This window comes from Paenibacillus sp. FSL H7-0756, from assembly GCF_038006765.1.
Classification (GTDB): domain Bacteria; phylum Bacillota; class Bacilli; order Paenibacillales; family Paenibacillaceae; genus Paenibacillus_AQ.
In genome coordinates this window covers 1,024,327-1,047,454 of sequence record NZ_JBBOVT010000003.1, presented here as the reverse complement: position 1 = coordinate 1,047,454, position 23,128 = coordinate 1,024,327, and the positions used below count along the sequence as shown (strand labels likewise).

Sequence of the window (23,128 nt, the reverse complement as noted above, 5' to 3'; positions counted from 1 at the left end):
AGGAGGAGAATCTATGTTTACTATTCTTGTAGTGGAGGACGACGCCAAGCTGCGGCAGCTCTTCTGCACTGTACTGACCAGGCACGGCTACCGCGCGGTTCCGGCTATGAATGGCGAGGATGCGCTGGAGATGCTGGATAAGGAATACATCGATCTGATGATCTGCGATATTATGATGCCTGTGATGGACGGCTTTGAGCTGACACGGATGCTCCGGGACAACAACAGCCAGCTTCCGGTCCTGATGGTGACGGCACGGGAGACTTTTGCCGATAAGCAGCAGGGCTTCCTCGTTGGCATCGATGATTATATGGTCAAGCCGGTCAATGTGAATGAGATGATCCTGCGTGTCGGGGCGCTGCTGCGCCGGGCCAAAATCATCAGTGAACGCAAAATCGAATGGGGCCATACCGTGCTGGACTATGATACGTTAACCGTGATTCAGGGGCCTGAGAGCATCGTGCTGCCGCAGAAAGAATTCTATCTCCTCTATAAAATGATCTCTTACCCGAATAAAATTTTCACCAAGCAGCAGCTCATGGATGAAATCTGGGGGATGGACTCCGAGTCGGATGAGCATACGGTGGTAGTCCACATTAACCGGCTGCGGGAGCGTTTCCGGAACAGTGCGGATTTCGAGATTGTTACGGTCAGAGGGCTGGGCTATAAGGCGGTGAAGCGGGGATGATCCGGGGGAACAATAGAGGCTTGTGGTGGTATTTCGTATCGATGGTATTCGTGATTATTCTATTCTTCGTCGTAATTCTGTCTGCTCTGGCCTTCTTATATATCCGCGTGGGGCATAATACGATAGGGCACCGCAATATGTTCCCGCCCCTGCTGACTACGATGCTGTTCAGTCTGGTCATCGGGACTACGATTAGTATTATGGTCGGCAAAAAAATTCTGGCCCCGATCACAGACTTCAGCCGTGCTGCCAAAGAAATCGCCAAGGGCAACTTCGACATCTACCTGAATGAGTCGCACCGTGTAGATGAGATCAGTGAAGTGGCACATCACTTCAATCTGATGGTCCAGGAGCTGCGCAGCATCGAGACCCTGCGCAATGACTTCGTCGTGAATGTGTCTCACGAATTTAAGACGCCTATTGCAGCGATTGAAGGGTACGCCATGCTGCTGCAGGAGGAGAATCTGAGCAAGGAGGAGCATGACGAATACACCGGAATGATTATCGAGAGCTCACGGCAGCTGTCTAATCTGTCCGGTAACATCCTCAAGATCTCCAAGCTGGAGAACCAGGAGATGCTCTCAGAGCTGGCCGAATATCCGCTGGACGAGCAGCTCCGCCAGGCACTGCTGCTGCTGGAATCCCTCTGGGCCGCCAAGCAGCTGAATCTGGACATTGAGCTGGATGAGCAGCGGTATTATGGCAACGAAGAGCTGATGATGCAGGTGTGGCTTAATGTGCTGGGCAATGCGATCAAGTTCACGCCGGAGGGCGGGATGATCTCGGTCGCGCTCCACTCGGACGGGACCTGGATCTCGGTGGTCATCGCGGACACCGGCATCGGCATGACCCCGAAGGTGCGCAAGCACATCTTCGAGAAGTTCTACCAGGGCGACCCCGCCCGCTCCGCCGGAGGCAACGGCCTCGGCCTGCCGCTGGCCGCGCGCATCATCAGCCTGAGCAAAGGCACCATCGAGGTGCGCAGCGAGCCGGGCCAGGGCTCGGCGTTCACGATTAAGCTGCCGGTGGGCGGGGCAGCTCATTAGGCCCCTGCGCGCTTGCGGCTTTGGGCGTGCGCCCTTTTGTGGCCGCTTGCGGGGGATCAGAGGGATTTATCCCTCCTATTTCCTCCCCGCGCCCACTTTTGGCGGGATCAGAGGGATTTATCCCTCTCATTTCCTCCCCACACCCACTTTTGGCGGGATCAGACGTTACAATCTACCATATCTCATTATCCAAAATAGATGGAACAAGCTCATACCGGCATATTCTATTACTTCCTTGCAACAAGACAGGCTTGAGCTTGCCTTTGTCACACAAACTATTCAAGTTTTTCTTCACCGTTCGCGGATCAATACCAAGCCCCTTCACCACATCCACCGGCCGTATCATCCCATTCATCCGGCTCGCCATATGCAGTATGTCGCGCTCTATCCTTGCAAATTGGCTACTCCTCTTAGAACTGGTTTTCAACAAACATGGGGTTAGCAAAGCTTTCAGCAGGGAGATGGTCTACTCCGGTGAGGACTCCAGATCATCGTACGGGATGGCGATGACGCGGTATCCGGCAATTTGCAGATACGTCTCCCGGTTCAGCTCCTGACGGTAACGGGTGCGGTCCGTATTCTGAACATGCGGCCCATATCCCTTGATCTCGATAGCGAACTTAACCTGTCCCGGCTTCCACACAAAATCCACAAAATACGGCCTGCCCCGCCAGTCTGCTACCTCGTACTCGGGATGCAGATCATCCAGGTTACCGAAAATCGGCCACCATACCCGCTCTACAAACATTTGCTCCCCATGCCGGTGCCCCCGATCCAGCCGGTCCAGACGCTCCCCTGCCCTGCGTTTCTTATGGTACTCCGGCCATCTCTGATGCTCTTCGGCAAATCCCATTCCTCTCTTCCTCCTCTGCAAAATCATCTCTCTCCCCGCAAACATAGCTTGATCATCCCACTTGCTCACTCGCTTACGGGGCGTTTGAACCTAAAGTTACTTGGCATATCCACGCACAAAAAATCCCGCACCCGATAAACCAGGGCGCGGGATGTGCTTCATCCGTTTTACAAATTATAGTATCGCCACACTGCAGGCGTCAATAGCATCCTTCACCGGTGGATCAACTTCGCTTCCAGGTGTACCTCTCACTGCTAAAACGTACCTCTCACTGCTAAAATGCACCTCTCACTGCGAAAATGGTCGGGGCGATGGAGGATTCACGGACCCGAGGTTTGGGCAAACAAGCAGCTGCCAGCAGCTATACTCCCGCCAGCTGCTACACTCCTGACAGCAGCTACACTCCCGCCAGCAGCTACACTCCTGTCAGCAGCTACACTCCTGTCAGCAGCTACACTCCCGCCAACAGCTACACTCCCGCCAGCAGCTACACTCCCGCCAGCAGCTACACTCCCGCCAGCAGCTATGCTCCTGCCACAACCCTACTTCCCCTCCGCCCAGCACATCCGCTCAGTTCTTATGGCTTCGCCGGACTCGATGGCCTTCTCAATCATCTTGCCGAGGTATACATCCTGCGAGGCTTCCTCCAGCCCGTAGAAGCCGGGGCCGCCAGCGGAATAGAGGGCCATCTTGTCCAGACAGGACGCAATGGCGAGCTCATCATCATACAGACGGGCAGGGATGAACGGATTCGTGTAGAGCCACTGCTCTCCGCAAATAATCCCTTGGAGGTAATAGCCTTCAGCATTCTCCTGCTCTCCTCGGTTGATCCGCTTCAGTTCCAGTTGCAGAGGCACCAGATTATCCTGCTGGATCAGCACCCGGTTGTCGAAGATCTCTCCGCGTTCGCCGCGCACGCTAAGGTGATTCGAGCGCGTCCAGGAGCGGTGCTGGTCCTTGGTGAAATCATATATGCCCAGCCGGTCTCCGAAATCCAGCCAAGCCAGATCCCTGTGCAGCGGAATCAGCTTGTCTTCAGCCGGAGGGCCGCTGCGGGTTGGTCCGCCAACCCAGCTGGATTCGAACCGCATCCCCCGGATGACGGCCTCCTCGAACCCGATGCCGAGCATCCTGCGCATCAGGCTTGCCCCGTGATACAGATGGGATACAGAGACGGTCGCTTCGGTGATTCTGCCCAGCCTGCCGGAGCGGATCAGCGACAGCCGCGCCTCTTGAACAGGATGGTACGGGTACTGCTCTGCGACTTGTATCCAGGCCCCGTGTACAGTCAGCTCCTTGTGCAGCTGCTCCAGCTCTTCCAGACTGGAGGCAGGCGGTGTCTCTGCCAGCGCCGGTAGGCCAATCTCCGCCAGGCGGTACAAATAGTTCATGGCCGCCCCGCCGCTGACAGAGACCACTGCGAAATCCGGGTCCTCATTCTGCAGCAGCTCGTCAAGGGAACGGTACGTCTGAACGCCCCACGCTGCTTCTATCTCCTGTCCCTCAGCCCGGTCCCTGACCACAAGGCCGCCAACCCGAAACCGGTCCGGCATGACCCGGGCAATTCGTAAATAATACTGTGCGCGGAATCCCGCTCCGCCGATAATGCTGAAGTTAACGGGCATATTCCTGTCCTCCTTGATGACACATTGATGTTGGTGCGGCTCAGCCGCAATTCCCTGCTTCGTCATCGCGGCTTCTACCATCATACTTGTCTCTGGTGGATTATATGTGTCATCATTTGATCAGCTCGGTAGGATTCATGCCGGTGATCTTCTTGAATAGCGTGCTGAAATAAGGAATGTTCTTGTAGCCAACCCTCTCTGCCACCTCATAGACCAGCATATTGCGCTCCATTAACAGCTCCCTGGCCTTCTCAATCCGTACCCGGGTCAGGTAGTTGTTGAAGGTCTCCCCGGTGATGTTCTTGAAGATAATCGACAGATGATTGCGGGAGATGAATACCTTATCCGACAGATCAGCCAGCGTAAGCTCCTCGGCATAATGCTCATGAATGTAGTTGGTCATGAAATCAACGACCTGTCGGTGCTTGCTGCTGCCCTTCCATTGGCGGCTGGCGCAGATCGCTGTGATTTTGGCGGACAACCAGCCTGCCAGCTGGTCAGGTATGGCCAGGTTGCCGATCTCCTGGGCAATCTGGTCATTGGTGAACAGATCATCAAGCACGAAGCCCGACTCATACAGGGAGTAGGTGATAATACCCCATAGCTCGCTCCCTAGCATCTGCACGTAGCTGGCGGAGACCCCTTGCTGCGCTTGCAGCTCGGTAATGTATCCGTGTACAAGCTGCTGCGCCTCCGTCTCCTGTGAAGCCTTCATCGCAGCGGCCAGCTTGTAAGAGAACTTCACCGGGAAAAGAACTCCACGGTCCTGCCCGCTGCTGTGGCTCTCCCGGTAGCAGTACACCTCATAGGCCGGGCTGATCCGCAAGGCCCCGTGATCCATCGCGCGGAACGCCTCCTCCGTCGATTCGGGAATCTTCGTCCACGTATCCTTCAGTCCCCCTATACCTATGCGGACCACCAGCCTGAGATACGAGTGGATGCTGTCGACCAGCCGGATTCCCAGCTCCTCCAGCTGCTGTGTGCATTCAGCTTCGGGGTGAATAATCAGCAGAGCCCTGTAGCTGTTCAGCTCGGTGTATTCCATATTGGCGTAATGCTTGCGTGTGACCTCACAGGCAATATTGCTGACCGCGAAGCGCAGCAGATTCCAGTCCGAGACCGAGAAGGAGCTGGCCCGGTCATCGCGGATCAGCTCAATCCCGATAGTCGCATGCCTGCCCTCCAGCCAGTAATGGTACGAAGGCGGAAGATGGGAATTGTTCCGGTACGAAGGCTCCAGGGTGCCGACCGCTGCGGACCGGACCCACTCCTTCTCGACAAAAGGCTCGTACAGCATCATTTTCAGCTCCAGCTCGCCTTGCCGGATCACCTTCTCCTGCTCTCTGATAAGCTCCGCGATCACCTTATGAAGGATCGTTCTAAGCGTAGGCAGACTGATCGGCTTGGAGACATAGTCACTGACCTGAAGCCGGAGGGCTTGTCTGGCATGCTCAAAGTCTGAGTATCCGCTCAAAATAATAATTTTGCCCTTGAAGCCCTCGTTCCTTAATTGCTCCATCATCTCCAGGCCGCTCATCACCGGCATGTAGATATCGGTGATTACAATGTCCGGGCTGGCTTCGCGGATCATCGCCAGACCGTCTTCCCCGTTAAGCGCCTCACCGGCCCACTCTGCATCCAGCTCCTCCCATGGAATCGCCCGCTTCATCCCCTGAAGCACCTGGCGCTCATCGTCAACAATAGCGATCTTCCACATCATGTCTGCCTCCTTAAGCTTCTCTGTCCCGCAGCAGCCGCATTCAGCCTTCCTTCACGGCGAGAGAAGCAGTCAGTATCTGTGCCGGAGCCTCTCTGAGCAGCGGTAGAACAATCTCTACCCGGGTCCCTCCCTCTTCACGTTCCTTCAGCGTAACCCCGTAGTCATTTCCGAAATATCCGGCAATCCGCTCTCTCACATTCCGTATGCCATAACCGCCGGTGTGCCGCCTCTGCGGCCGCGCCTCCGGCTGCTTCAGACCGGCCCCGTTATCATCAATTATAATCTGCAGTGTCTCCTCAATCTTAGTCAAGCGGATGGTGACCTGTCCGCTGCGTTGTTTATTGAATCCGTGTACAATGGAGTTCTCCACAAAAGGCTGCAGGGTGAGCTTGGGAAGGTAAGCCTCCAGAAGCTCCGGCTCCACATTGATGGTGTACTCCAGGCCGTCGCCCCAGCGGAGCTGCTGGATCTCCAGATAACACTGGATGTGCTGCAATTCTTCCGACACCATGATGAAGCTTGCGCCGTTGGATAAGCCGATCCTGAACATCTGGCCCATCAGCTCCAGTATCCGGCTCAGCTCATCCTGTCCGGCCTCAATCGCCATCCAGTTGAGCTGGTCCAGCATATTGTACAGAAAATGAGGATTGATATTGGCCTGCAAGGCCTCAATCTCCGCTTTGCGCTGCTGCTCATACCGCCGCTCCAGCGACAGATACAGCTCCTCGATACGATCGGTCTGCTTGCGGTAGCCGGAGAATAAATACCCGAATTCATTCTCGTAATCTATAGGCAGCTCCTCCCTATGCCCTCCCACAGAATACATCTTCATAGCGCTTACAAGCTGCTTGATCGGCTTGGTAAACTGCTTGCTCAGATAATGCGTCAGCAGCAGGACCAGCAGAATCGCTCCAATCCCGATCAGTCCGATCCATTCCGCCAGTTCGAGACTGCTTGCGGTAATCTGTTTCCAGGAGGTGAATTCGAGCAGTGTCCATATGGAGTTGTCCATTCTGGAATAGACGAGCAGGGTATTGCCCGAATCCTTGTCGCCGGGAATATGAACATAGCCGGATTTGTTGCTCTTGAGGTCGATCCATTTAGACCATTCGTTCTGCTCCAGTGTCTCCCCGATGCTCAGAATTTGCTTCCCCCCGCTGTCCGCCATGATCCGGTTCGACCCGGCGGAGTTACCGGTCAGCAGCGCCCGAATCTCCTTGGCCTTAATATGGACGACCAGCACTCCGAGATAATCGTTCTCGTTCATTACCTTTCTGGCGAAGCTTAGAACCGGAATCTCCCCCTGCACGCTGGGAATGGAATGTTCCCCCGACCAGGCGAAATCGCTTTTTACCAGATTCCTGGACCAGGGCTGCTTATCCAAATCGCGAATATTCCGGAACTGGATATAGCTCTGGCCGTCGCTCGGCATCGGTTCATCCATATACAGGTCAATCCCCTGAATCAACGGAATGGCATAGGTCAGATTGCCGAGGGCACTCTCAACGCTTACACGCTTGCGGTACCGCTCGAAATCATCCTGCCGGTTCAGCAGAAAGGTCGTCAGCTCGTTGTCCCGTGAGGTAGACAGTGAGATCTGCTCAATCATATCCAGCCGGGTGGTAATTTCATTATTCAGTTCATCCAGCAGCCGCTGCTGATAATGGGAGGTCGTCTGCACAAGGGCTTTGGAGGAATTGCTGTAGCTGGTCCAAGCCGTAACTGCAATTACCAGAATAAGAATAATGGCAAAGCTGTGAAAAAACAGACGGTCGATCCTGTACTTTTTAAAAGGGTTGGTCAAATGATCCCCTTCCTTCGCCTCCGGTTCACAAGAAATAAACGGTAAAGCGTCGAATAAGGCTCAGGCGCTTTACCGTTATCGGACGGATGTTTTTTTTAAATCTTATCCCTTTATGCCTGTTGTGGCAATCCCGTCCACGAAATACTTCTGCAGGAAGGTGAACACAAGCGTTGCCGGAACAATAGAGACAAGCGACATGGCCAGAAGCTGGCCCCACTCAGCTGCAGACTGGGAGTCATTGATCATGCGCAGCGCGAGACCCACCGTGTATTTGTCAACCGTGTTGATGTAGAGGAGATGTCCCAGGAAGTCATCCCAGTTCCACAGGAAGCAGAAGATGGTCACCGTAACGACCGCCGGGAAGGCCAGCGGCATGACCACTCTCCAGAAAATCCCGAACCAGGAGCAACCGTCGATTTTGGCCGATTCATCCAGCTCCTTGGGCACACCGCGGATGAACTGGATCAGCAGGAAGACGAAGAAGCTCCCGCCGGCCCCGCCCGCCAGCAGATGGGGAACGACAAACGGCAAATACGTGTTCACCCAGCCCAGCTGATGGAACAAGGCGTACTGGGGAATGATCAGTACCTGGCCCGGCATCATCAGCGTCAGCATCAGAATCGAGAACCAGAATTTCTTGAGCGGAAAATCCAGTCGGGCGAACCCGAAAGCGACCAGTGTACAGGATAGCAGCGTTGCGATCAGCACCATAATTTCAAGCCAGAAGGTGTTGAGATAGAAATCGGTGAACGTGTGTCCGGGTACCGAGTTCCAGCCCTTGGTGAAATTCTCCCATTGCGGGACGGACGGGAAGATTCCCGGTGAACTCAGCTCCGTACTATCCTTCAGCGAGGCACCGACCCACCAGACAATCGGATAGACCATGATGAAGCTGAAGAGAATCATGAACACATGCCGGAGTGCAGGCTTCCAATTCAGAGTTGTCATTTGCGTTTTTTCCCTCCAGTGTCAGTCTCATAGAATACCCAATATTTCGAGGTGTAGGAGATCAGCAGCGTTGCAGCTACGATAGCGACCAGCATAATCCAGGCCAGTGCAGAGGCATAGCCCAGCTCGTACCGGCTGAAGGCCCGTTCGTACAAATACATAGCGTACACGTATGTAGCGTTCATCGGTCCGCCATTCGTAATCACAAAGGCCGAGGTGAACATCTGGAAGGCGTTGATCACGGCCATGATCAGATTGAAGTAGAGAATCGGCGACAGCATGGGCAGTGTGATGCGGAAGAATTGAATGAACTTATTAGCCCCGTCTACCGAGGAAGCCTCATATAAGTCATTCGGAATCTGCTTCAGCCCGGCCAGGAAGATAACCATGGTTGAGCCGAATTGCCAGACCGTGAGCAGAATCAGTGTACCAAGCGCAGTGTCCGGGTTGGTGATCCAGCTTTTCCCCTCGATGCCAAAGACAGCAATCAGCTTGTTGAAAATCCCGTCTACCCCGAAGATGTTGCGCCAGAGCAGCGATACCCCGATACTTCCGCCGATCAGTGAAGGGAAATAGATCGCTGTGCGGTACACGCTGATCCCTCTGACCGCTCTGCTGAGAATCATGGCCACGAGCAGGGCCGCAATTAGTTTAAGAGGCACAGAGGCCAGCACGTACATGACCGTGACTTTGGCGGATTGAATGAATTTGGGGTCTGCGGTGAAAATCCGTTCGTAATTGCGGGACCCGATCCATTTCATCGGCTGCATCAGGGTGTAGTCGGTAAACGAATAGTACAGCGATAAGAACAACGGATACGCCGTCAGGGCCAGGAACCCGATCAGCCAGGGCGAAATAAACAAATAGCCTGCAAGCGGAGCATTCCACCGGCTTTTGAAATAAGAGCTTTTTTTGGGCGCTGGCGAGGCTTGGGCTAAAGTGGTTGTGGAGCGGTTCATCTGTGGTCACCTCTTGTGGTCAATTTGTATAGCTTAAGTATAGTATTGGTCCACACTCCGGCTAAAGGAGGGCAATGCTCGAATTCTTTCAAAATATAACGATTAATTCGAAAACACGAGTATAACCGCGTTCCAAGTGGAAACGGCAATGCCGTCCTTTTAAGGACGGTACCGTTTCAGCGAGAAAGATAAGGATAATTATAGCGTGAAGCATATAAATTCTTATCTTTTAAAAAGATAAAGCCCGGAACATTGCTGTCCCGGGCTTTCAGTTCATACCTTATTTCTCGTAGGATAGCGAGGCTTCCTTCAGCTGCTTGAACGCCTCTTCCGGTGTGGATTTACCGAAGCTGAGCTGATCACGGACCAGTACCCAGTCTTTGTCCACGAAGTTCGTCCAGCCGCCGGCTCCGGCTGACCAGGTCTGGCCATCCGGCTCTGTAGCACGGAGCAGAGCCAAGCCTACCTTATCCAGATCGCTCATATTAGCTTCCAGCAGAGCGGCGTTATCCTTGTTGGCCGGGAGGCCACGGAAGGTCTGGGTAATCTTGGCCGCTTCAGCATCATTCACGAACCAGTTGATGAATTTCTTGGCTTCTTCGGCATGCTTGGAGTTCTTGGAGACCGCCATGTACATCGACGGCTTCAGCCAGCCTCCGGCCTCTTCGGCACGCGGCATGGTTACAAGTGCGTAGGCTCCTGGCTTAATGCTGTCCCAGGTTCCCAGATTGTTGGAGAAGCTGTAACGGAACAGTACCTTGCCTGCTGCGAGCAGATCCATTTGCGGATCATTTTCCTTATCGGAAGCATTCACATCCGCCGGAGGAACAAGCCCTTCCTTGCGGAGCTCTTCGAACTTGCGGGTCCAGTCCAGATAGGTGGCTTCATCCACGTTGAAGTGGCCGTCATCCGTGATGACCTGCCCTTTGCCTCTGGCATACTGATACGCCGAGTACATGAAATAGTTACCTGCATAGTCGAGGGTGAAATACTGCCCCTTCGGCAGCTTGGACTTGGATTCCTTCGCCAGGGCGAAGAACTCATCCCAGGTCCAGCCGTTGGCCGGATTCGCAATCCCCAGCTTATCCATAGCGGCTTTATCATATACCATACCGAAGGCCACCGAGCCGAGCGGAACGGCATACTGCTTGCCGTCCAATTGGCCGCCTGACAGCAGCTTCGTATCGAATTTGCTTACATCGACCTCAGGAGCCAGGTCGGCCAATTGCTGGCGGGCCATCCAGTCCGGCATCCAGCCCGGGTCAAGCTGAACCACATCGGGTGCGTTGTTGGCCGCAGCCTGCGTGGATAATTTGTCCAGATAACCGTCCATCCCGGAATATTCCGGCTCGAAGGTTACATTCGGATTGTTCTTCGTGTACAATTCCAGTGCCGCCAAGGTAGCTTCGTGACGCGGCTGGGAGCCCCACCACATAATCCGCAGCTTGACCGGTTCATTGGTGCTTGGCGCTTCAGTTGCAGCTGCCGTTGCAGCCGCATTGGTGCCGGCGGGTGCTTCTGTAGCCCCTCCTGCATTGTTTACTTTATTCCCTCCGCCGCCGCAGGCAGCCAGTGTACCTAATATCGCTGTCATCGCCAGGACCGAAAGAGAACGCTTCCATTTCAACATCTTGAACCCTCCTGTATGCATCTGTATTCTCTTGCTACATTGCTATATTAACAAGACGGGTTGGAAGTTCATAGGAGGGCGATGCACGAATTCTTATAAAATCTTACGAATATGCCATCCTGCAGCTAGGCAAAAAACGTTCAAAGGCTGCTCCGCTATCCTAAGATAGTGAAACAGCCCTGAGTGTCAAATCTGTATTACTTATTTCATCATGCTGGCGGCAATACCGATAAGCTCATCCTTCGTTAGCTCCGTATTCTCCTGGCCGACTGATACACGATAGTTAACCTTTGTACCCGGTTCAGCCCAAACTAGTCTGTACTTAAACCCCAAGTCGAGCTCCTTGTTGTCCGAGTCATCCGAGAAAATGGCCTGTCTGCCTTTAATCTCGATATTCTCCATCTTTGTATGTTCACTCCACGAGAGCGGGTCTGCCGGGTTTTGGTTGTCATCCACACGCGAGACACTGATTCTCACCTGAGCCTCCCCTTTCTTGTATACCAGGGAGGAATACGGATAGTCAATGTTCTCCGCCTTCTCAACTCTCCAGGCCAACTGGAAGTTGTCTCCCAGGTCTCTCTCGTTTTCGCCTTTAAGCTCCTGCACATCCGGAACTTTTAAGAAAAAAGGCTTGATGATGGCCTCGTCCAGGGCATACCCTTCCGGCAGATACGCCGGCTGCTCCAGGACCGGAGCATTGTGCTCCTCTACACTGGTCATATAGGCGGTATAGTCCTTGAACGTGAGGGGCGGACGATACATATTCATACTCCCCTCTCCCTCCTCTCCTTCACGTGTAATTAGATAGGTGGCATACTCTCCAGGAAGCAAAATCTCCTTCATAAGCTCTGCCCCTTTTGAATACTTCTGGTTATAGAGAATACTCAGCTTCTTGTTGGCTTCATCGTCTGCACCCGGCTCTGCGTTGGGAATATAAGGCTTCAGGGGTTCTTTCGCCTTCTCAATCAGCGTTCCGCCGGAGGCCGTCGCCGGAAGCGGCTGATACGGAAGCACCTTATACTGGGCTCCGGCCCCTTGCCGGACTTCCCCCGGACTCTGGGCTTCAGCTCCTTGCTGGAGTATACCGGAGAACTGGGTATAGCCGCCGCCCAGCAAGACCAGTGCCAGGACCGCCGCCGCCCAGCCCTTCAACGGCATCCGCTTCTGTCTCCGCCCGGTTCTTGTTTCCATTCTGCGCATTACTTTAGGTGCCTCTACGCTTGGCGGAAGGGTCTGAAGCAGGTTCTCGTCTCCTTGAGCAGTCAATGCCCCCTCAAGCCCGAGCGCCTTCATTACTGGATCATGAACATCAACGGTGTTCCAATGTGCTGAACGGTCTCCATCTTTGAGAAACTGCTCCTCCGGAGTTAATTCACGCTTGCCCATAATTGTTTCTCCTTTCGCTCAATCGCTTTTTTAAGTTTTTCCCTGGTCCGTTCATATCTTTTGCGTACGGTAGCCGTACTCACACCCAGAATTTCACTGATTTCCGCAAATGATTTATCTTCATAAATCCGCAGGATCAATAAATTCCGGTCCTCCACATCCAGCTTCCCCAGAGCCGCCGAGACCGGCTCGCTGAACAGGCGGTCATGGGCCATTTGCTCGGCGCTCTTTTCCGTAACCTCCTGCCCGATCAGCTTCCGCAGCTGCTGCCGTGATTTCTGCCGCCGCAGCTGATTGAGGCAATGATGATAAGCAATCTTGTAGAGCCATGAGGTGAAATCTGCCTGAGGCTTGTACTGCCCGATATTCTGGTAGGCCTTGATCAAGATATCCTGTACTGCGTCTTCTGCCTCTTCCTTGTTATTCAACAAGCGGTAACAATAGAGGTAAATCCGTTGCTGGTACAGCCTGATCACATCCGAGTACAAGCCTCCTTCCCCGCCCTGAATCCTTCTAATCTTCTCTTCGATAGGGTCCACGATAATCTCCTTTCTGCAAAGCATATAGATATAACACATGAGCCGTATGTAATGTGACAATTATCTTTTACCAGCGACACAACAAAAAAAAGAGACCCCCAGATGAATTCTGTTGATCTCTCTGTTGCAGAACCTATGAACCTATAGCTTCCTAAAACCTTCTGTCTGCTCTATTCCAGCTCGACCGTCTGATTCAGATTCAGCCCTTCCGTGTCCTGGCCGGTCATCCGCTTGAACATATATACTGCCTTCTCGGCCAGATTGCCGCTCTTCCAATATTCGGCGGCTTCGGCATGGACCTTGAGCAGAATGACATTCGGATCATCATAGCTTGTCTTCAGGAACGTATCGTACCCTGCACTCCAGAGCTCCTTCTTCTTGTTCACATCGTTTACAATTTCGGCTGTCCCGCGGATCGATACATAAGATTTATCAGCATACACGACATTCACTCGCGGATCATACAGAATCTCCCCGAACTTGCTGGTATCCTTCTTGGTCAGGAACCACAAGTCTCCGTCGAATTCGACCTCCTGGGTCTTCATGGGCCGGGAGACCAGCCCTTCCTCCGAGATGGTGGTGAGCATGGCCATATCGATACCCTTGATCAGCTTGCGGACCGTCTCAACGGCTTCCTCGTGACTATGGTGTGTAGTTGACATCTTTACCGCCTCTTTTCTTCCAGGATAGGGAATAGGTTATCCAAATGCATAGCATTTATTAACCAGAAGCAGCGAAACATTACCGGATGCCGGTGAAATCCGCGAGATCAGCAGCGTACATGCTTGCGCTTGAACCCGATCCGTCCTTTGTCGACAGCCTTCATAATATTATCGTATGCGCTGATGAGCTTACTCTTCGGCTTGTCCTTGTCCACCTCAACCGGACCCACCCGCTCCGCCGTCTCACGAGCCAGCTCATGAAGCGGCGAATAGGATACGGCCACCGTATACATAAAATTGTTCATCGAATACCGGGTGCGCTCCGGGGACTGATGAATGCTCTGCTCGGCCTGCTCCAGCATATCTGCCAGCTTACTCTCCGGGAACTCCTGATCCGGGCGGCTTCCCAGCAGCCAGCAGTAACAGCTCCAGCCTGCCGACATTCGGAGGTCTTCTCCGCTCCTGATCCATTCGTCGGCCACCTGCTGGGCAATATCCGCTTCAGCCAAGGTTACAGCCACAACGAAATCAGACAGCATATAGAAATAAGCCCCGTCCATCCAGCGGTTGTAATCCGCCTCTGTCATCCCGTTCGGATCAGCAATGATCCCGGCAAAATACATCGCATCATAATTACCTGTAGCATACAGTTCCTCAGCCAGCGCCTGATTGATTCCGGTTTGCTTAAAAATTGGCTTCATGGCACCGGTAGCCACACCAAAGAGCGGTTCCCGTGCACCGTTTGCGGTATACATCTTCTTGGTCCGTTCCTTGCCAAGCGCTTCAAGCTCCTGCATCACCTGTTCTGCATTCATTGAACGTTCCTCCTTATCGCTACCTCTGGTCTTCCGCCGGAATATCCGGCAAGTCAGGACGCCCCTTGGGGTACGTCTGCTGGCCGAGCTGGTCGCCAATCCAGGCCTCGCCGTCCTCGCCCATCTCCTTCTTCCAGATTGGAACAATCTGCTTGATCCGCTCAATCACGTATTCATTCGCTTCATAGGCAGCCTTACGGTGGGGCGAGGAGACTGCGATGACTACAGCAATATCGGTAATCTCCAGCCTGCCGATCCGGTGAGTAACTGCAACCTTCGTATCCGGCCAGCGCTCCAGCACTTCCTGTCCGATGCGCTTCAGCTGCGTTACAGCCATGGACGGGTATGCTTCATATTCAAGATACAAGGTTTTTTTTCCCTGCGTGAACTCACGCACCGTACCGATGAATAAGGTAATCGCCCCGGCCTCTCTGCGCAGAACTTTATCGGATACCTTAGCGGGTATAATCACGGATTCTGTAATTTCAAATAACGAATCGCCCATTTCCTCACTTCCCTTCGAGTGATGCAGCAGCTGCTCATATTGTTCGGGTGTATCTATATCTGCCGCGAAATCTTCCTTTAGCCCCGCACCGGCCAGATCCTCCCGTTCCACCCCTAACCAGTGCAGTGATTCTAACAACCCGCCCAGCCGGTATTCACGGTTCGCAAGTCTCGCTGTAATATCCGGCAAGATCCGGTGCGGCCGGTATACGCCGTGCAGCATCTGATGCTTGCCGTCAATCACGGGCAGAACCGCATCATAGCCGCCGGCCTCAAGCCGGGTAAGCATCCATGCGGCGGCCGGAGCTGATATATCGGGGCTGTCACAGCTTACCACCCAGGCATAGTCCGTCTCTACATTGGCAAAAGCGGCATGAAACCCGCTCAGCGGCCCATGCCCGGCATAAACATCCGGTATATATAGAATATCCGGTGGAAGACGTTCCAGATACGGGGCAGGATTGTTCGTGACCACAATCACGCTGGAGCAGAGGGTCTGCAGCTCCCTTACCTGCCGGACAATGAACGGTTCTCCCTGGTAGGTCAGGAGGGCTTTATTGCGGCCCTGCATGCGGGTGTTCTGTCCGCCCGCCAGTATAATTCCTGTCAGCACCAAGGACACCTCCTGTAGTAAATTTTAGGACTGAAGCAGTGACAGCGCCAGTGCGATAACCGCCTGATCCGCAAGCGCCTGATCACGCAATGGCAATACCGGCGGACTATCCGGGCTAATCCGGGAACCAGACGCAGCACTCTGTAGTTCCGCAGCCTCTCCCCAGCTTAACCACAGGCGTATGTTCGTTGCTTCCTTTTGCAGCGTGATCTGGTCCGCTGTGCGGCGAATTAGGGCGATCTTGGGATATTCCGCAGATTTGAACCCCTCGGCAATTACCAGATCTACTCTGCCGTGCATCGACTCCGCTATTTCCCTTAGTGAAGCCGCGGATCTGCGCATGACCCTTGTTGCCTCAGGCGAGGTCAATACCGTCTCCACTGCACCGTGCAGGAGATGCTTGCTGCTATCCGTCCCCGGATCATCCAGCTGGAAGGAATGGGCATCATGCTTGGCAGAGCCAACCCGTAATCCTTGCGCAGACAAGGCCTCGATTAGCCGGCAGGCGAGAGTTGTTTTGCCGCTGTTCTTGTATCCGATGATTTGCAGTACAGGAACTAGGCGCTGTACCGCCGCATGCTGGGATTCCATAGTCACGGTGTCTGCTCCTCTGCTTGAAGATCTATTTTCGATTATACACTATTCCAGCCGCTGCCCATTCCCCGCCTAATTGCCTGACAGGAAGCCACTGTGCTTCAAATCACCAGCCTTCCCGGCCGGGTACAAGTATAGTTAAAGAGTCTGGCAGCTTACATGTCATGATATATCCGCGAAGGAGGTCTATTACTGCATGAAAAAATACATCCCCAACCAGCACGGCGCCTGGGCGATGCTTATTCTCCCTTTTCTGCTGGGCGTCGCTGCTTCCAAGGGGCAGTTCTTACATATTCCGCTGTTTGTCTGCTGGCTGCTGATCTATCTGTTCAGCTTTCCGCTTTTGCAGGGGGTGAAGACCCGGAAGTTCGCACGTTATGCCCATCCGCTCAGGTTATACGGGCTTCTGCTTCTTCCATTCGCCCTCTATCTGGTGATTGTCCAGCCCGTGCTGCTGGGTTTCGTGCTGCTGCTCTTGCCGTTATTCGCCGTTAACCTCTATTATGCCCGGACCCGAAATGAACGCGCCTTGCTTAATGACATCTCCGCTATTGTGGCGTTCTGCCTGGTGATTTATCCGGTCTTCTATGTGGGGCAGGGGGAGAACTGGAGAGCCGTGAATGAGCTGTTCGTGCTGGCGGTGCTATACTTCATAGGAACTGCCTTCTATGTCAAGACCGTCATCCGTGAGCGGAACAATATCCGCTTCTATTACGGGTCCGTGGCCTATCATCTGCTGTTCGCGGCAGCCGGACTGTTCCTGTTTCCTTCGCTGCTGGTCCCGCTGCTGGTTCTGCTGCTGCGGGCAGCCATTCTGCCGAGGACAGGTCTCAGCGCCAAGCACACCGGTATGATCGAGATCGGCTTCTCCGTCATGTTATATGTGTCTGTGCTGGTGCTGTATTTCTAGGAGCACCACCATGCTTATTTGGACAAAAACCAGGAAGCTCCTTCGCTAGTCTGCGCGAGAGGAGCTTCCTTCAAGTCTTCCAGCCTATTCTACGATCATATCCTGATTGCTTGAGCCCGGCGGCACAATGGGATAGACATTATCCTCCTCGGTGATATCAAATTCCATCACGACCAGCCCTTCCGTATACAGAGCCTGTTCAATAATCTGCTCCGCTTCGGCCAGCGTTCGTGCCCGGAACCCGTGGGCGCCGAAGGACTTGGCTAAGGCAACGAAATCCGGCGAGCTGATCCGCACTGAGGAATAACGCCGGCCCAGAAACAGCTGCTGCCATTGCCGTACCATCCCCAGATACCCGTTCTTGAAGATGGCCACCTTGACATTCAGGCCGTGATCCACGGCGGTCATAATCTCCTGCATATTCATCTGGAAGCTTCCGTCCCCTGTAATACACACCACATCGCGGTCAGGAAAAGCTACGGCCGCCCCAATCGCAGCAGGCAGGCCGTACCCCATCGTGCCCAGCCCGCCGGAGGTCAGGAAGGAGCGGGCTTCCGAGAATTCATAATGCGTAGCCGTCCAGATCTGATGCTGGCCTACATCGGTGGCAATCACCGCATCGCCTGCAGTAGCCTTTTGAAGGGCGCGGATGACTTCCTGCGGGGTCAGCTTAACGCCTTGTTCCCGGCCGGGCTTCGGCTTGCGCTGACGCCAGACCTCGATCTGCTCTTCCCAGAGCGGATGCTCTACTGTATGTACTTGTTCCTGTATTCCTCTGAGCAGCTGCTCACAAGAGCCGGTCACCGCAAGCTCTACTGGGATGTTCTTGTTCAGCTCTGAGGTATCCAGATCCACTTGGATTTTATACGATCCCGGCGAGAACGCCTTCCGCTTGCCCGTTACCCGGTCGCTGAACCGCACCCCGAGACATAACACGACATCGGCCGCTTGCAGCGCACGGTTGGCTGCCACTGTTCCATGCATCCCGACCATACCCAGATGTAGGGGATGCCCTGAAGGGAAAGCCCCAATCCCCATCAGCGTACCCGCTACGGGGAAGCGATGCCGCTCCGCGAATTCCCGCAAGAGTGCAGGGGTCTCTCCCTGCATGCAGCCTCCGCCGACAAGTACCAGCGGCCGCTCTGCACGGCTCAGCCGCTCTGCCGCAAGCAGAATATCCGCTGGTTCAATGGACGGATTCGGCTCGTATCCCCGGATCACCGGCTGAGAGCAAGGCGTAGCCGCATCACTGACAGGAATGAACTCCGCATTCATCACGTTCTTCGGCAGATCGATTAGAACCGGACCGGGCCTGCCGCTTGTTGCTATATGGAATGCTTCGTTCACAATTCCGGGCAGCTCGGCAATGTCTCTGACGATATAATTGTGCTTGGTGACCGGCATGGTCATTCCGTAGATATCCACTTCCTGAAAGCTGTCCAGACCAATAAGGTCAGTCGCTACCTGGCCTGTAAGCACAATTAACGGAACAGAATCCATGAACGCAGTAGCAATTCCGGTCACTGCATTGGTGGCTCCGGGACCGCTGGTCACCAGCGCTACCCCCGGACGTCCCGTTACTCTGGCGTATCCGTCTGCAGCGTGAACCGCAGCCTGTTCATGGCGCACCAGCACATGCTGAATCCGGTCATTATCATAGAGCGCATCATATAGAGGCAATACGGCGCCGCCGGGGTAGCCAAACAAGGTCTCTACCTTTTTGTCAATCAGCATCTCAATCAACAGCTCTGCTCCGTTCATGTTTCCCCTTCGTCTCCTGTCATCCAGATAATTTATCCGCCAATATAGGACATGCCAATCTTGGCCTTGCTTCTGCGGGTCTCTTCCGTCCGCTCATCGGAATAACGGTCGCTGCGCATCTCCCATACCTGCTTAATTGCTGCCAGCAGCTCCTCATCGCCAGCCCCTCCGCGCAGCATGGCCCTAAGGTCAAAGCCCTTGGAGGCAAACAGGCAGGTATACAGCTTACCGTCAGAAGACAGCCGGGCACGCGAACAGGCGGAACAGAACGATTCCGACACGGAAGTGATGAAGCCGACCTGGGCCGTACTGCCAAGATAGCCGTAGCGCTGCGCCACCTCGCCGCTGTAATTCTGCTCAAGAGCTTCCAGCGTATAGACGCTTTGCAGCTGCTGCAGGATTTCTTGCTTGGTGACGACCTTATCATAGCTCCAGCCGTTATCGTTGCCGACATCCATGAACTCGATGAAGCGCAGTGTGATCTTCCGCTTCTTGAAGTAGGCGGCCATTGGAAGAATCTCGGATTCGTTCATCCCCCGCTGGACGACCATATTCACCTTGACCTCGAACCCGGCGCCTGCCGCTTGATCTATAGCGTCCAGAATCATTCCCGGTCTGAAGCCGCGCCCGTTCATTCTGCCGAACAGCTCCGGCTCCAGCGCATCCAGGCTGACATTCAGCCTGCGCAGGCCCGCAGCATACAGCGGCGCTGCCTGTCCGCCCAGCAGGACTCCGTTCGTCGTCAGTCCCATATCCTCTACACCCGGAATGGCGGAGATCTTGGTAACCAGCTCCGGCAAATGGCGGCGCATCAGCGGTTCGCCCCCGGTCAGCCGGATCTTGCTTACGCCAAGCGAGACGAACAGCTTCGCCAGCCGGCTGATCTCGTCGAAGGTGAGCAGCTCACTGGATGGAAGAAAAGCATAGTCGTCACCGAATATCTCCTTTGGCATGCAATAGGAGCAGCGGAAATTACACCGGTCCGTGACCGAAATCCGCAAATCATGGATAGGCCGCCGCAGCTGATCCTGCAGTGGATGATCATTCATGTGCGTCTACCTCCCTTCCCGTACACTTAGCCTTACAGTACCCAATCATTCATGCCCTCTTCCATCCCTAGCAGCATGACATCTACCTTATCTCCTGCGGCGAAGCCTCTTGTTCCGCCTGGCAGTACTATTAGGGAATTGCCGCGTGCGATGGAAGAGACAGCATTTGATTTGTTGAAGCCGGCAGGCCTTACCGTAGTGCCGTCATATACCGCCCGGATGAACCGGGTGAACGGGCTCGCCTTGGTGAAATCCTCCGCCAGAGCGGCTGTGGTACGCGGCAGATACAGATGGTCCGCCCCCATCATCTTAAGCAGCGCAGGTCTTACGAACAGCTCGAAGCCGGTGAAGCACGCTGAAGGATTGCCGGACAGTCCGAACAGGAATTGATCCCCGGCCACTGCCACTGTAGTTACACTTCCGGGACGCATCGCTACCTTGTTGAACAACACATCGGCTCCAAGGCGCTTGTAGATCTCCGGCAAATAGTCATAATCGCCCACTGACACTCCGCCCGTAGTGATCAGACAGTCAGTCTCAGCGAGTGCTTGCCGGACGGTCTGCAGGCATTCCTCCAGCCGGTCCGCTGCCGTATCATAGATCCGGTACGGGATACCCATCCGCGCGAGCTGGGCGGCAATCATCGGCCCGTTGCTGTTACGGATTTTGCCGGGTACAAGCGGGTCTGTCACTGCCAGCAGCTCGGTGCCTGTAGACAGAATCCCCACCACCGGAAGCTTCCCGGCCTTAACCTCCCCGTAGCCAAAGGTAGCAAGCAGTGCCACAACCCCGGGATGAATGAAGCTCCCGGCCGGAATGACCATCTCCCCCGCCAGCATATCCTCCCCTTGCAGGGACAGATTCTCCTGCGGCGCAAACGCCTTGCGGATCGTAAATGTCTGCCCCGCCTGGACCGCTTGCTCAAACATGACTACCGCATCCGCTCCGGCCGGCAGCGCCGCCCCCGTCATCAGCCGGACCGCTTCGCCGCGTCCGATTACTGCCTGCGACACTTCCCCTGCGCCGATATGATCCACCACCGTGAAGCTGACCCGGTTACTCCCGGAAGCACCGGCCGAATCTGCCGAAGCTATGGCATAGCCGTCATACGGGGAACGGGTGAAATGCGGTACATCATGGGTTGCCGTGAGCGGCTCAGCCAGAATACGTCCATAGCTTGCATGGAGCGGAATGGTCTCCGTACCTGTGCGGCATACTCTTCCGGTTACCCGCAGCACCGCTTCCGCTACAGTAACCGGAGTTCTGGTCTTCTCCACCTTCATCTGCTCCTCACCGGGTGGCGGACTTGGCTTCCGTACACCCGTTTATTTCTGTGTAATATCGCTGAAGGTGCCTACATACCGTACATCTTCACCGGTCTCATCCTTCACAGCGCTGATATTCAGCCACTGCAGGTATTCTTCCCCGTTCTTGCGCTTGTTCCAGATCTCGCCCTGCCACATGCCCTTTGCCTTGACCTCACCCCACATCACGCGGTAAAAGTCCTTCGGCTGGCGGCCGGATTTCAGCAGGCTTGGCTGTTTGCCCAGCACCTCTTCCTCGGTGTAGCCGGTAAGCTTCGTAAACGCCGGATTGACCGTCTTGATGTGGCCGGACACATCCGTAACCAGAATCCCCTGGCCGGTCGAATTGAACACCTCAGAGGTGAGAGCAAGCCGGTCCTGGAAGTACAGCCACACCACAAGCACCAGACTGGCCAGCGCCACCTGGGACAGCAGCATGAAGCCGATGGAATATTGTCCGGTTGCCGCATGAATCACAGATAGCATAATCGGAGGGAAGAATCCGCCCAGACCGCCCATCATCGACACGATCCCGTTGGCAATCCCCGCCTGCTTATTGAAGTACAACGGCACCAGCTTGAAAATAACACCGTTGCCGATTCCCGCACTTACCGCAATCGCCAGGCAGCCTGCTGTATACAGGCCCATGTCCGGCATGAATGCCAGAATAATGGCAGCCACGGTGTATACACTGAAGGTAAAGATAAGTAAGAACAAGGGCTGGAACTTGTCAGCCAGCCAGCCGCCGATCGGACGGAAGAAGGTCGCCACCGCGATGAAGCCGGCGGTGCGCATCCCGGCGTCCACTTTTTCCAGACCAAAACTGGATACCAGAAAATTCGGCAGATAAATGGTAAAAGCTACGAAGGAGCCAAAGGTAATGAAATAAAACAGGGAGAACAGCCAGAGCTTCTCGTTCCTGGACACGCCCCTGATCTGTTCGATGATCGGAGTGCGGAGCTTGGGCTCCTGACGGTCCCCGAAGAAGAAGTTGAGGGCGATGAATACCAGCAGCAGAATCAGATACATTTTGACTGCGTTCGCCCAGCCGAACTGTGCTGCCAGTATAGGCGCCGAGAAGGTTGTAACCGCTGTGCCGAGATTCCCGATTCCATAGATACCGTTAACCAGACCGTGCTTCTCCTTCGGATAATACTTCGGCAAAGAGGTTACCCCTACAGAGAAGACTGCGCCGCCGACACCCAGGAACAGGCCGCCGATAATCAAATGGGTTACGGTTGAAGCCACGCTGATGAAGTAGACCGGGAACAGCAGCAGCACGAAGCTGGACATAAAAATAATCCGCGCCCCCAGAATATTCGCATAATAGCCCAGCGGAATTCTCAGAACCGAGCCAAGCACGACCGGAATGGCCGTCACCATCGCCAGCCGCCCGGATGGGATGCTGATATCCTCCGAGATAAATGGCATCAGGGAAGAGATAATCACCCACACCATGAATCCGGTAATCAAGTTTAAGGTTTGCAGCGGCAATTGCATTTTTTTAATCATTCGTTTCACCTTTTCGCCGTTTTTTCTTGTGATGATTTCATGTAATCAATACTTCCTGTACTCATTGTATCCGCCGTTCCCCGGCTCAGATATAGGGGAGTCCCCTTTCCCTGACAGGGGAAACCCTAAAATAACCCCACAAAGTGGGGCTTTAGCGTAGGTGATGATTCAGGTACTTTGCGGGGACCCTAAAACATATAAATTCT

General features: G+C 54.4%; 20 protein-coding genes and 1 pseudogene. 3 read left to right on the top strand and 18 right to left on the bottom strand.

The window, feature by feature from the left end; all coding sequences use genetic code 11:
* Positions 1-13 precede the first annotated feature (13 nt).
* Both NST04_RS30605 and NST04_RS30600 read left to right on the top strand, forming a co-directional pair.
* Positions 14-688, top strand: coding sequence for a response regulator transcription factor (locus tag NST04_RS30605; RefSeq protein WP_341187599.1), 675 nt, complete (start codon positions 14-16; stop codon positions 686-688).
* On the top strand, positions 685-1,734 hold the full coding sequence (locus tag NST04_RS30600; protein WP_341187598.1) for a HAMP domain-containing sensor histidine kinase: 1,050 nt from the start codon (positions 685-687) through the stop codon (positions 1,732-1,734). Before NST04_RS30605 ends, NST04_RS30600 begins: the two co-directional genes overlap by 4 nt.
* 466 nt (positions 1,735-2,200) lie before the next feature.
* Here NST04_RS30600 and NST04_RS30595 read toward each other — a convergent pair whose 3' ends face one another.
* The 14 genes and pseudogenes from NST04_RS30595 to mobB form a co-directional block, all read right to left on the bottom strand.
* A complete protein-coding gene (locus tag NST04_RS30595; RefSeq protein ID WP_341187597.1) occupies positions 2,201-2,587 on the bottom strand; it encodes a hypothetical protein in 387 nt (128 codons plus the stop codon).
* 542 nt (positions 2,588-3,129) lie between these two features.
* Entirely contained in the window at positions 3,130-4,296 is a 1,167-nt protein-coding gene (locus NST04_RS30590) for a Gfo/Idh/MocA family protein (protein ID WP_341187596.1), read from the bottom strand.
* A gap of 28 nt (positions 4,297-4,324) precedes the next feature.
* Positions 4,325-5,929, bottom strand: a complete 1,605-nt coding sequence (locus tag NST04_RS30585) for a response regulator transcription factor (RefSeq protein ID WP_341188099.1) — start codon at positions 5,927-5,929, stop codon at positions 4,325-4,327.
* 43 nt (positions 5,930-5,972) lie between these two features.
* Complete coding sequence (locus NST04_RS30580) at positions 5,973-7,736, bottom strand: sensor histidine kinase (RefSeq protein ID WP_341187595.1); 1,764 nt, start codon at positions 7,734-7,736, stop codon at positions 5,973-5,975.
* Positions 7,737-7,838: 102 nt separating this feature from the next.
* Positions 7,839-8,684: a carbohydrate ABC transporter permease gene (locus NST04_RS30575; RefSeq protein WP_341187594.1), complete on the bottom strand. Its 846-nt coding sequence runs from the start codon at positions 8,682-8,684 to the stop codon at positions 7,839-7,841.
* Positions 8,681-9,643 (bottom strand): carbohydrate ABC transporter permease, encoded by a 963-nt coding sequence (locus NST04_RS30570; RefSeq protein ID WP_341187593.1) that lies wholly within the window; start codon positions 9,641-9,643, stop codon positions 8,681-8,683. The genes NST04_RS30575 and NST04_RS30570 overlap by 4 nt, the downstream gene beginning before the upstream one ends.
* Positions 9,644-9,923: 280 nt before the next feature.
* Positions 9,924-11,273, bottom strand: a complete 1,350-nt coding sequence (locus tag NST04_RS30565; protein WP_341187592.1) for an ABC transporter substrate-binding protein — start codon at positions 11,271-11,273, stop codon at positions 9,924-9,926.
* A gap of 201 nt (positions 11,274-11,474) precedes the next feature.
* The gene (locus NST04_RS30560; RefSeq protein WP_341187591.1) at positions 11,475-12,659 is read right to left on the bottom strand and encodes a hypothetical protein; all 1,185 of its coding nucleotides are present in this window, start codon (positions 12,657-12,659) and stop codon (positions 11,475-11,477) included.
* Complete coding sequence (locus NST04_RS30555) at positions 12,641-13,198, bottom strand: RNA polymerase sigma factor (protein ID WP_341187590.1); 558 nt, start codon at positions 13,196-13,198, stop codon at positions 12,641-12,643. The genes NST04_RS30560 and NST04_RS30555 overlap by 19 nt, the downstream gene beginning before the upstream one ends.
* Before the next feature lie 170 nt (positions 13,199-13,368).
* Positions 13,369-13,860, bottom strand: a complete 492-nt coding sequence (locus tag NST04_RS30550) for a pyridoxamine 5'-phosphate oxidase family protein (RefSeq protein WP_341187589.1) — start codon at positions 13,858-13,860, stop codon at positions 13,369-13,371.
* A gap of 107 nt (positions 13,861-13,967) precedes the next feature.
* The gene (locus tag NST04_RS30545) at positions 13,968-14,675 is read right to left on the bottom strand and encodes a DNA alkylation repair protein (RefSeq protein ID WP_341187588.1); all 708 of its coding nucleotides are present in this window, start codon (positions 14,673-14,675) and stop codon (positions 13,968-13,970) included.
* Between the two features lie 19 nt (positions 14,676-14,694).
* Positions 14,695-15,180 (bottom strand): molybdenum cofactor biosynthesis protein MoaE, encoded by a 486-nt coding sequence (locus tag NST04_RS30540; protein WP_341188098.1) that lies wholly within the window; start codon positions 15,178-15,180, stop codon positions 14,695-14,697.
* A 168-nt stretch (positions 15,181-15,348) separates the two neighbouring features.
* Positions 15,349-15,792 (bottom strand): annotated as a pseudogene (gene mobA, locus NST04_RS30535) (molybdenum cofactor guanylyltransferase); the annotation flags it as partial.
* Positions 15,793-15,816: 24 nt separating this feature from the next.
* The gene (gene mobB, locus NST04_RS30530; protein WP_341188097.1) at positions 15,817-16,383 is read right to left on the bottom strand and encodes a molybdopterin-guanine dinucleotide biosynthesis protein B; all 567 of its coding nucleotides are present in this window, start codon (positions 16,381-16,383) and stop codon (positions 15,817-15,819) included.
* A gap of 199 nt (positions 16,384-16,582) precedes the next feature.
* Between mobB and NST04_RS30525 the strand changes: the two genes are divergently transcribed.
* The gene (locus tag NST04_RS30525; RefSeq protein ID WP_341187587.1) at positions 16,583-17,296 is read left to right on the top strand and encodes a YwiC-like family protein; all 714 of its coding nucleotides are present in this window, start codon (positions 16,583-16,585) and stop codon (positions 17,294-17,296) included.
* Positions 17,297-17,380: 84 nt separating this feature from the next.
* On the opposite strand, the gene ilvB is transcribed toward NST04_RS30525, so the two are convergent.
* Genes ilvB through NST04_RS30505 form a run of 4 tightly spaced genes read right to left on the bottom strand, consistent with a single transcriptional unit; the run spans position 17,381 to position 22,922 of the window.
* Positions 17,381-19,057, bottom strand: a complete 1,677-nt coding sequence (gene ilvB, locus NST04_RS30520) for a biosynthetic-type acetolactate synthase large subunit (RefSeq protein WP_341187586.1) — start codon at positions 19,055-19,057, stop codon at positions 17,381-17,383.
* A 32-nt stretch (positions 19,058-19,089) separates the two neighbouring features.
* Positions 19,090-20,106: a GTP 3',8-cyclase MoaA gene (gene moaA / locus NST04_RS30515; RefSeq protein WP_341187585.1), complete on the bottom strand. Its 1,017-nt coding sequence runs from the start codon at positions 20,104-20,106 to the stop codon at positions 19,090-19,092.
* A 32-nt stretch (positions 20,107-20,138) separates the two neighbouring features.
* Positions 20,139-21,389 carry a molybdopterin molybdotransferase MoeA gene (locus tag NST04_RS30510; RefSeq protein ID WP_341187584.1) on the bottom strand — a complete coding sequence of 417 codons (1,251 nt, stop codon included), beginning with the start codon at positions 21,387-21,389 and terminating at the stop codon, positions 20,139-20,141.
* A gap of 42 nt (positions 21,390-21,431) precedes the next feature.
* Positions 21,432-22,922 carry a nitrate/nitrite transporter gene (locus NST04_RS30505; protein WP_341187583.1) on the bottom strand — a complete coding sequence of 497 codons (1,491 nt, stop codon included), beginning with the start codon at positions 22,920-22,922 and terminating at the stop codon, positions 21,432-21,434.
* Positions 22,923-23,128: the final 206 nt, after the last annotated feature.

Coding starts and splice junctions, on each gene's coding strand:
- NST04_RS30570 (WP_341187593.1), bottom strand. CDS start 9,643: ATGAACCGCTCCACAACCACTTTAGCCCAAGCCTCGCCAGCGCCCAAA.
- NST04_RS30605 (WP_341187599.1), top strand. CDS start 14: ATGTTTACTATTCTTGTAGTGGAGGACGACGCCAAGCTGCGGCAGCTC.
- NST04_RS30560 (WP_341187591.1), bottom strand. CDS start 12,659: ATGGGCAAGCGTGAATTAACTCCGGAGGAGCAGTTTCTCAAAGATGGA.
- NST04_RS30600 (WP_341187598.1), top strand. CDS start 685: ATGATCCGGGGGAACAATAGAGGCTTGTGGTGGTATTTCGTATCGATG.
- NST04_RS30505 (WP_341187583.1), bottom strand. CDS start 22,922: ATGATTAAAAAAATGCAATTGCCGCTGCAAACCTTAAACTTGATTACC.
- NST04_RS30525 (WP_341187587.1), top strand. CDS start 16,583: ATGAAAAAATACATCCCCAACCAGCACGGCGCCTGGGCGATGCTTATT.
- mobB (WP_341188097.1), bottom strand. CDS start 16,383: ATGGAATCCCAGCATGCGGCGGTACAGCGCCTAGTTCCTGTACTGCAA.
- NST04_RS30540 (WP_341188098.1), bottom strand. CDS start 15,180: ATGGGCGATTCGTTATTTGAAATTACAGAATCCGTGATTATACCCGCT.
- NST04_RS30510 (WP_341187584.1), bottom strand. CDS start 21,389: ATGAAGGTGGAGAAGACCAGAACTCCGGTTACTGTAGCGGAAGCGGTG.
- moaA (WP_341187585.1), bottom strand. CDS start 20,106: ATGAATGATCATCCACTGCAGGATCAGCTGCGGCGGCCTATCCATGAT.
- NST04_RS30595 (WP_341187597.1), bottom strand. CDS start 2,587: ATGGGATTTGCCGAAGAGCATCAGAGATGGCCGGAGTACCATAAGAAA.
- NST04_RS30565 (WP_341187592.1), bottom strand. CDS start 11,273: ATGTTGAAATGGAAGCGTTCTCTTTCGGTCCTGGCGATGACAGCGATA.
- ilvB (WP_341187586.1), bottom strand. CDS start 19,057: ATGAACGGAGCAGAGCTGTTGATTGAGATGCTGATTGACAAAAAGGTA.
- NST04_RS30585 (WP_341188099.1), bottom strand. CDS start 5,929: ATGTGGAAGATCGCTATTGTTGACGATGAGCGCCAGGTGCTTCAGGGG.
- NST04_RS30545 (WP_341187588.1), bottom strand. CDS start 14,675: ATGAATGCAGAACAGGTGATGCAGGAGCTTGAAGCGCTTGGCAAGGAA.
- NST04_RS30590 (WP_341187596.1), bottom strand. CDS start 4,296: ATGATGGTAGAAGCCGCGATGACGAAGCAGGGAATTGCGGCTGAGCCG.
- NST04_RS30575 (WP_341187594.1), bottom strand. CDS start 8,684: ATGACAACTCTGAATTGGAAGCCTGCACTCCGGCATGTGTTCATGATT.
- NST04_RS30550 (WP_341187589.1), bottom strand. CDS start 13,860: ATGTCAACTACACACCATAGTCACGAGGAAGCCGTTGAGACGGTCCGC.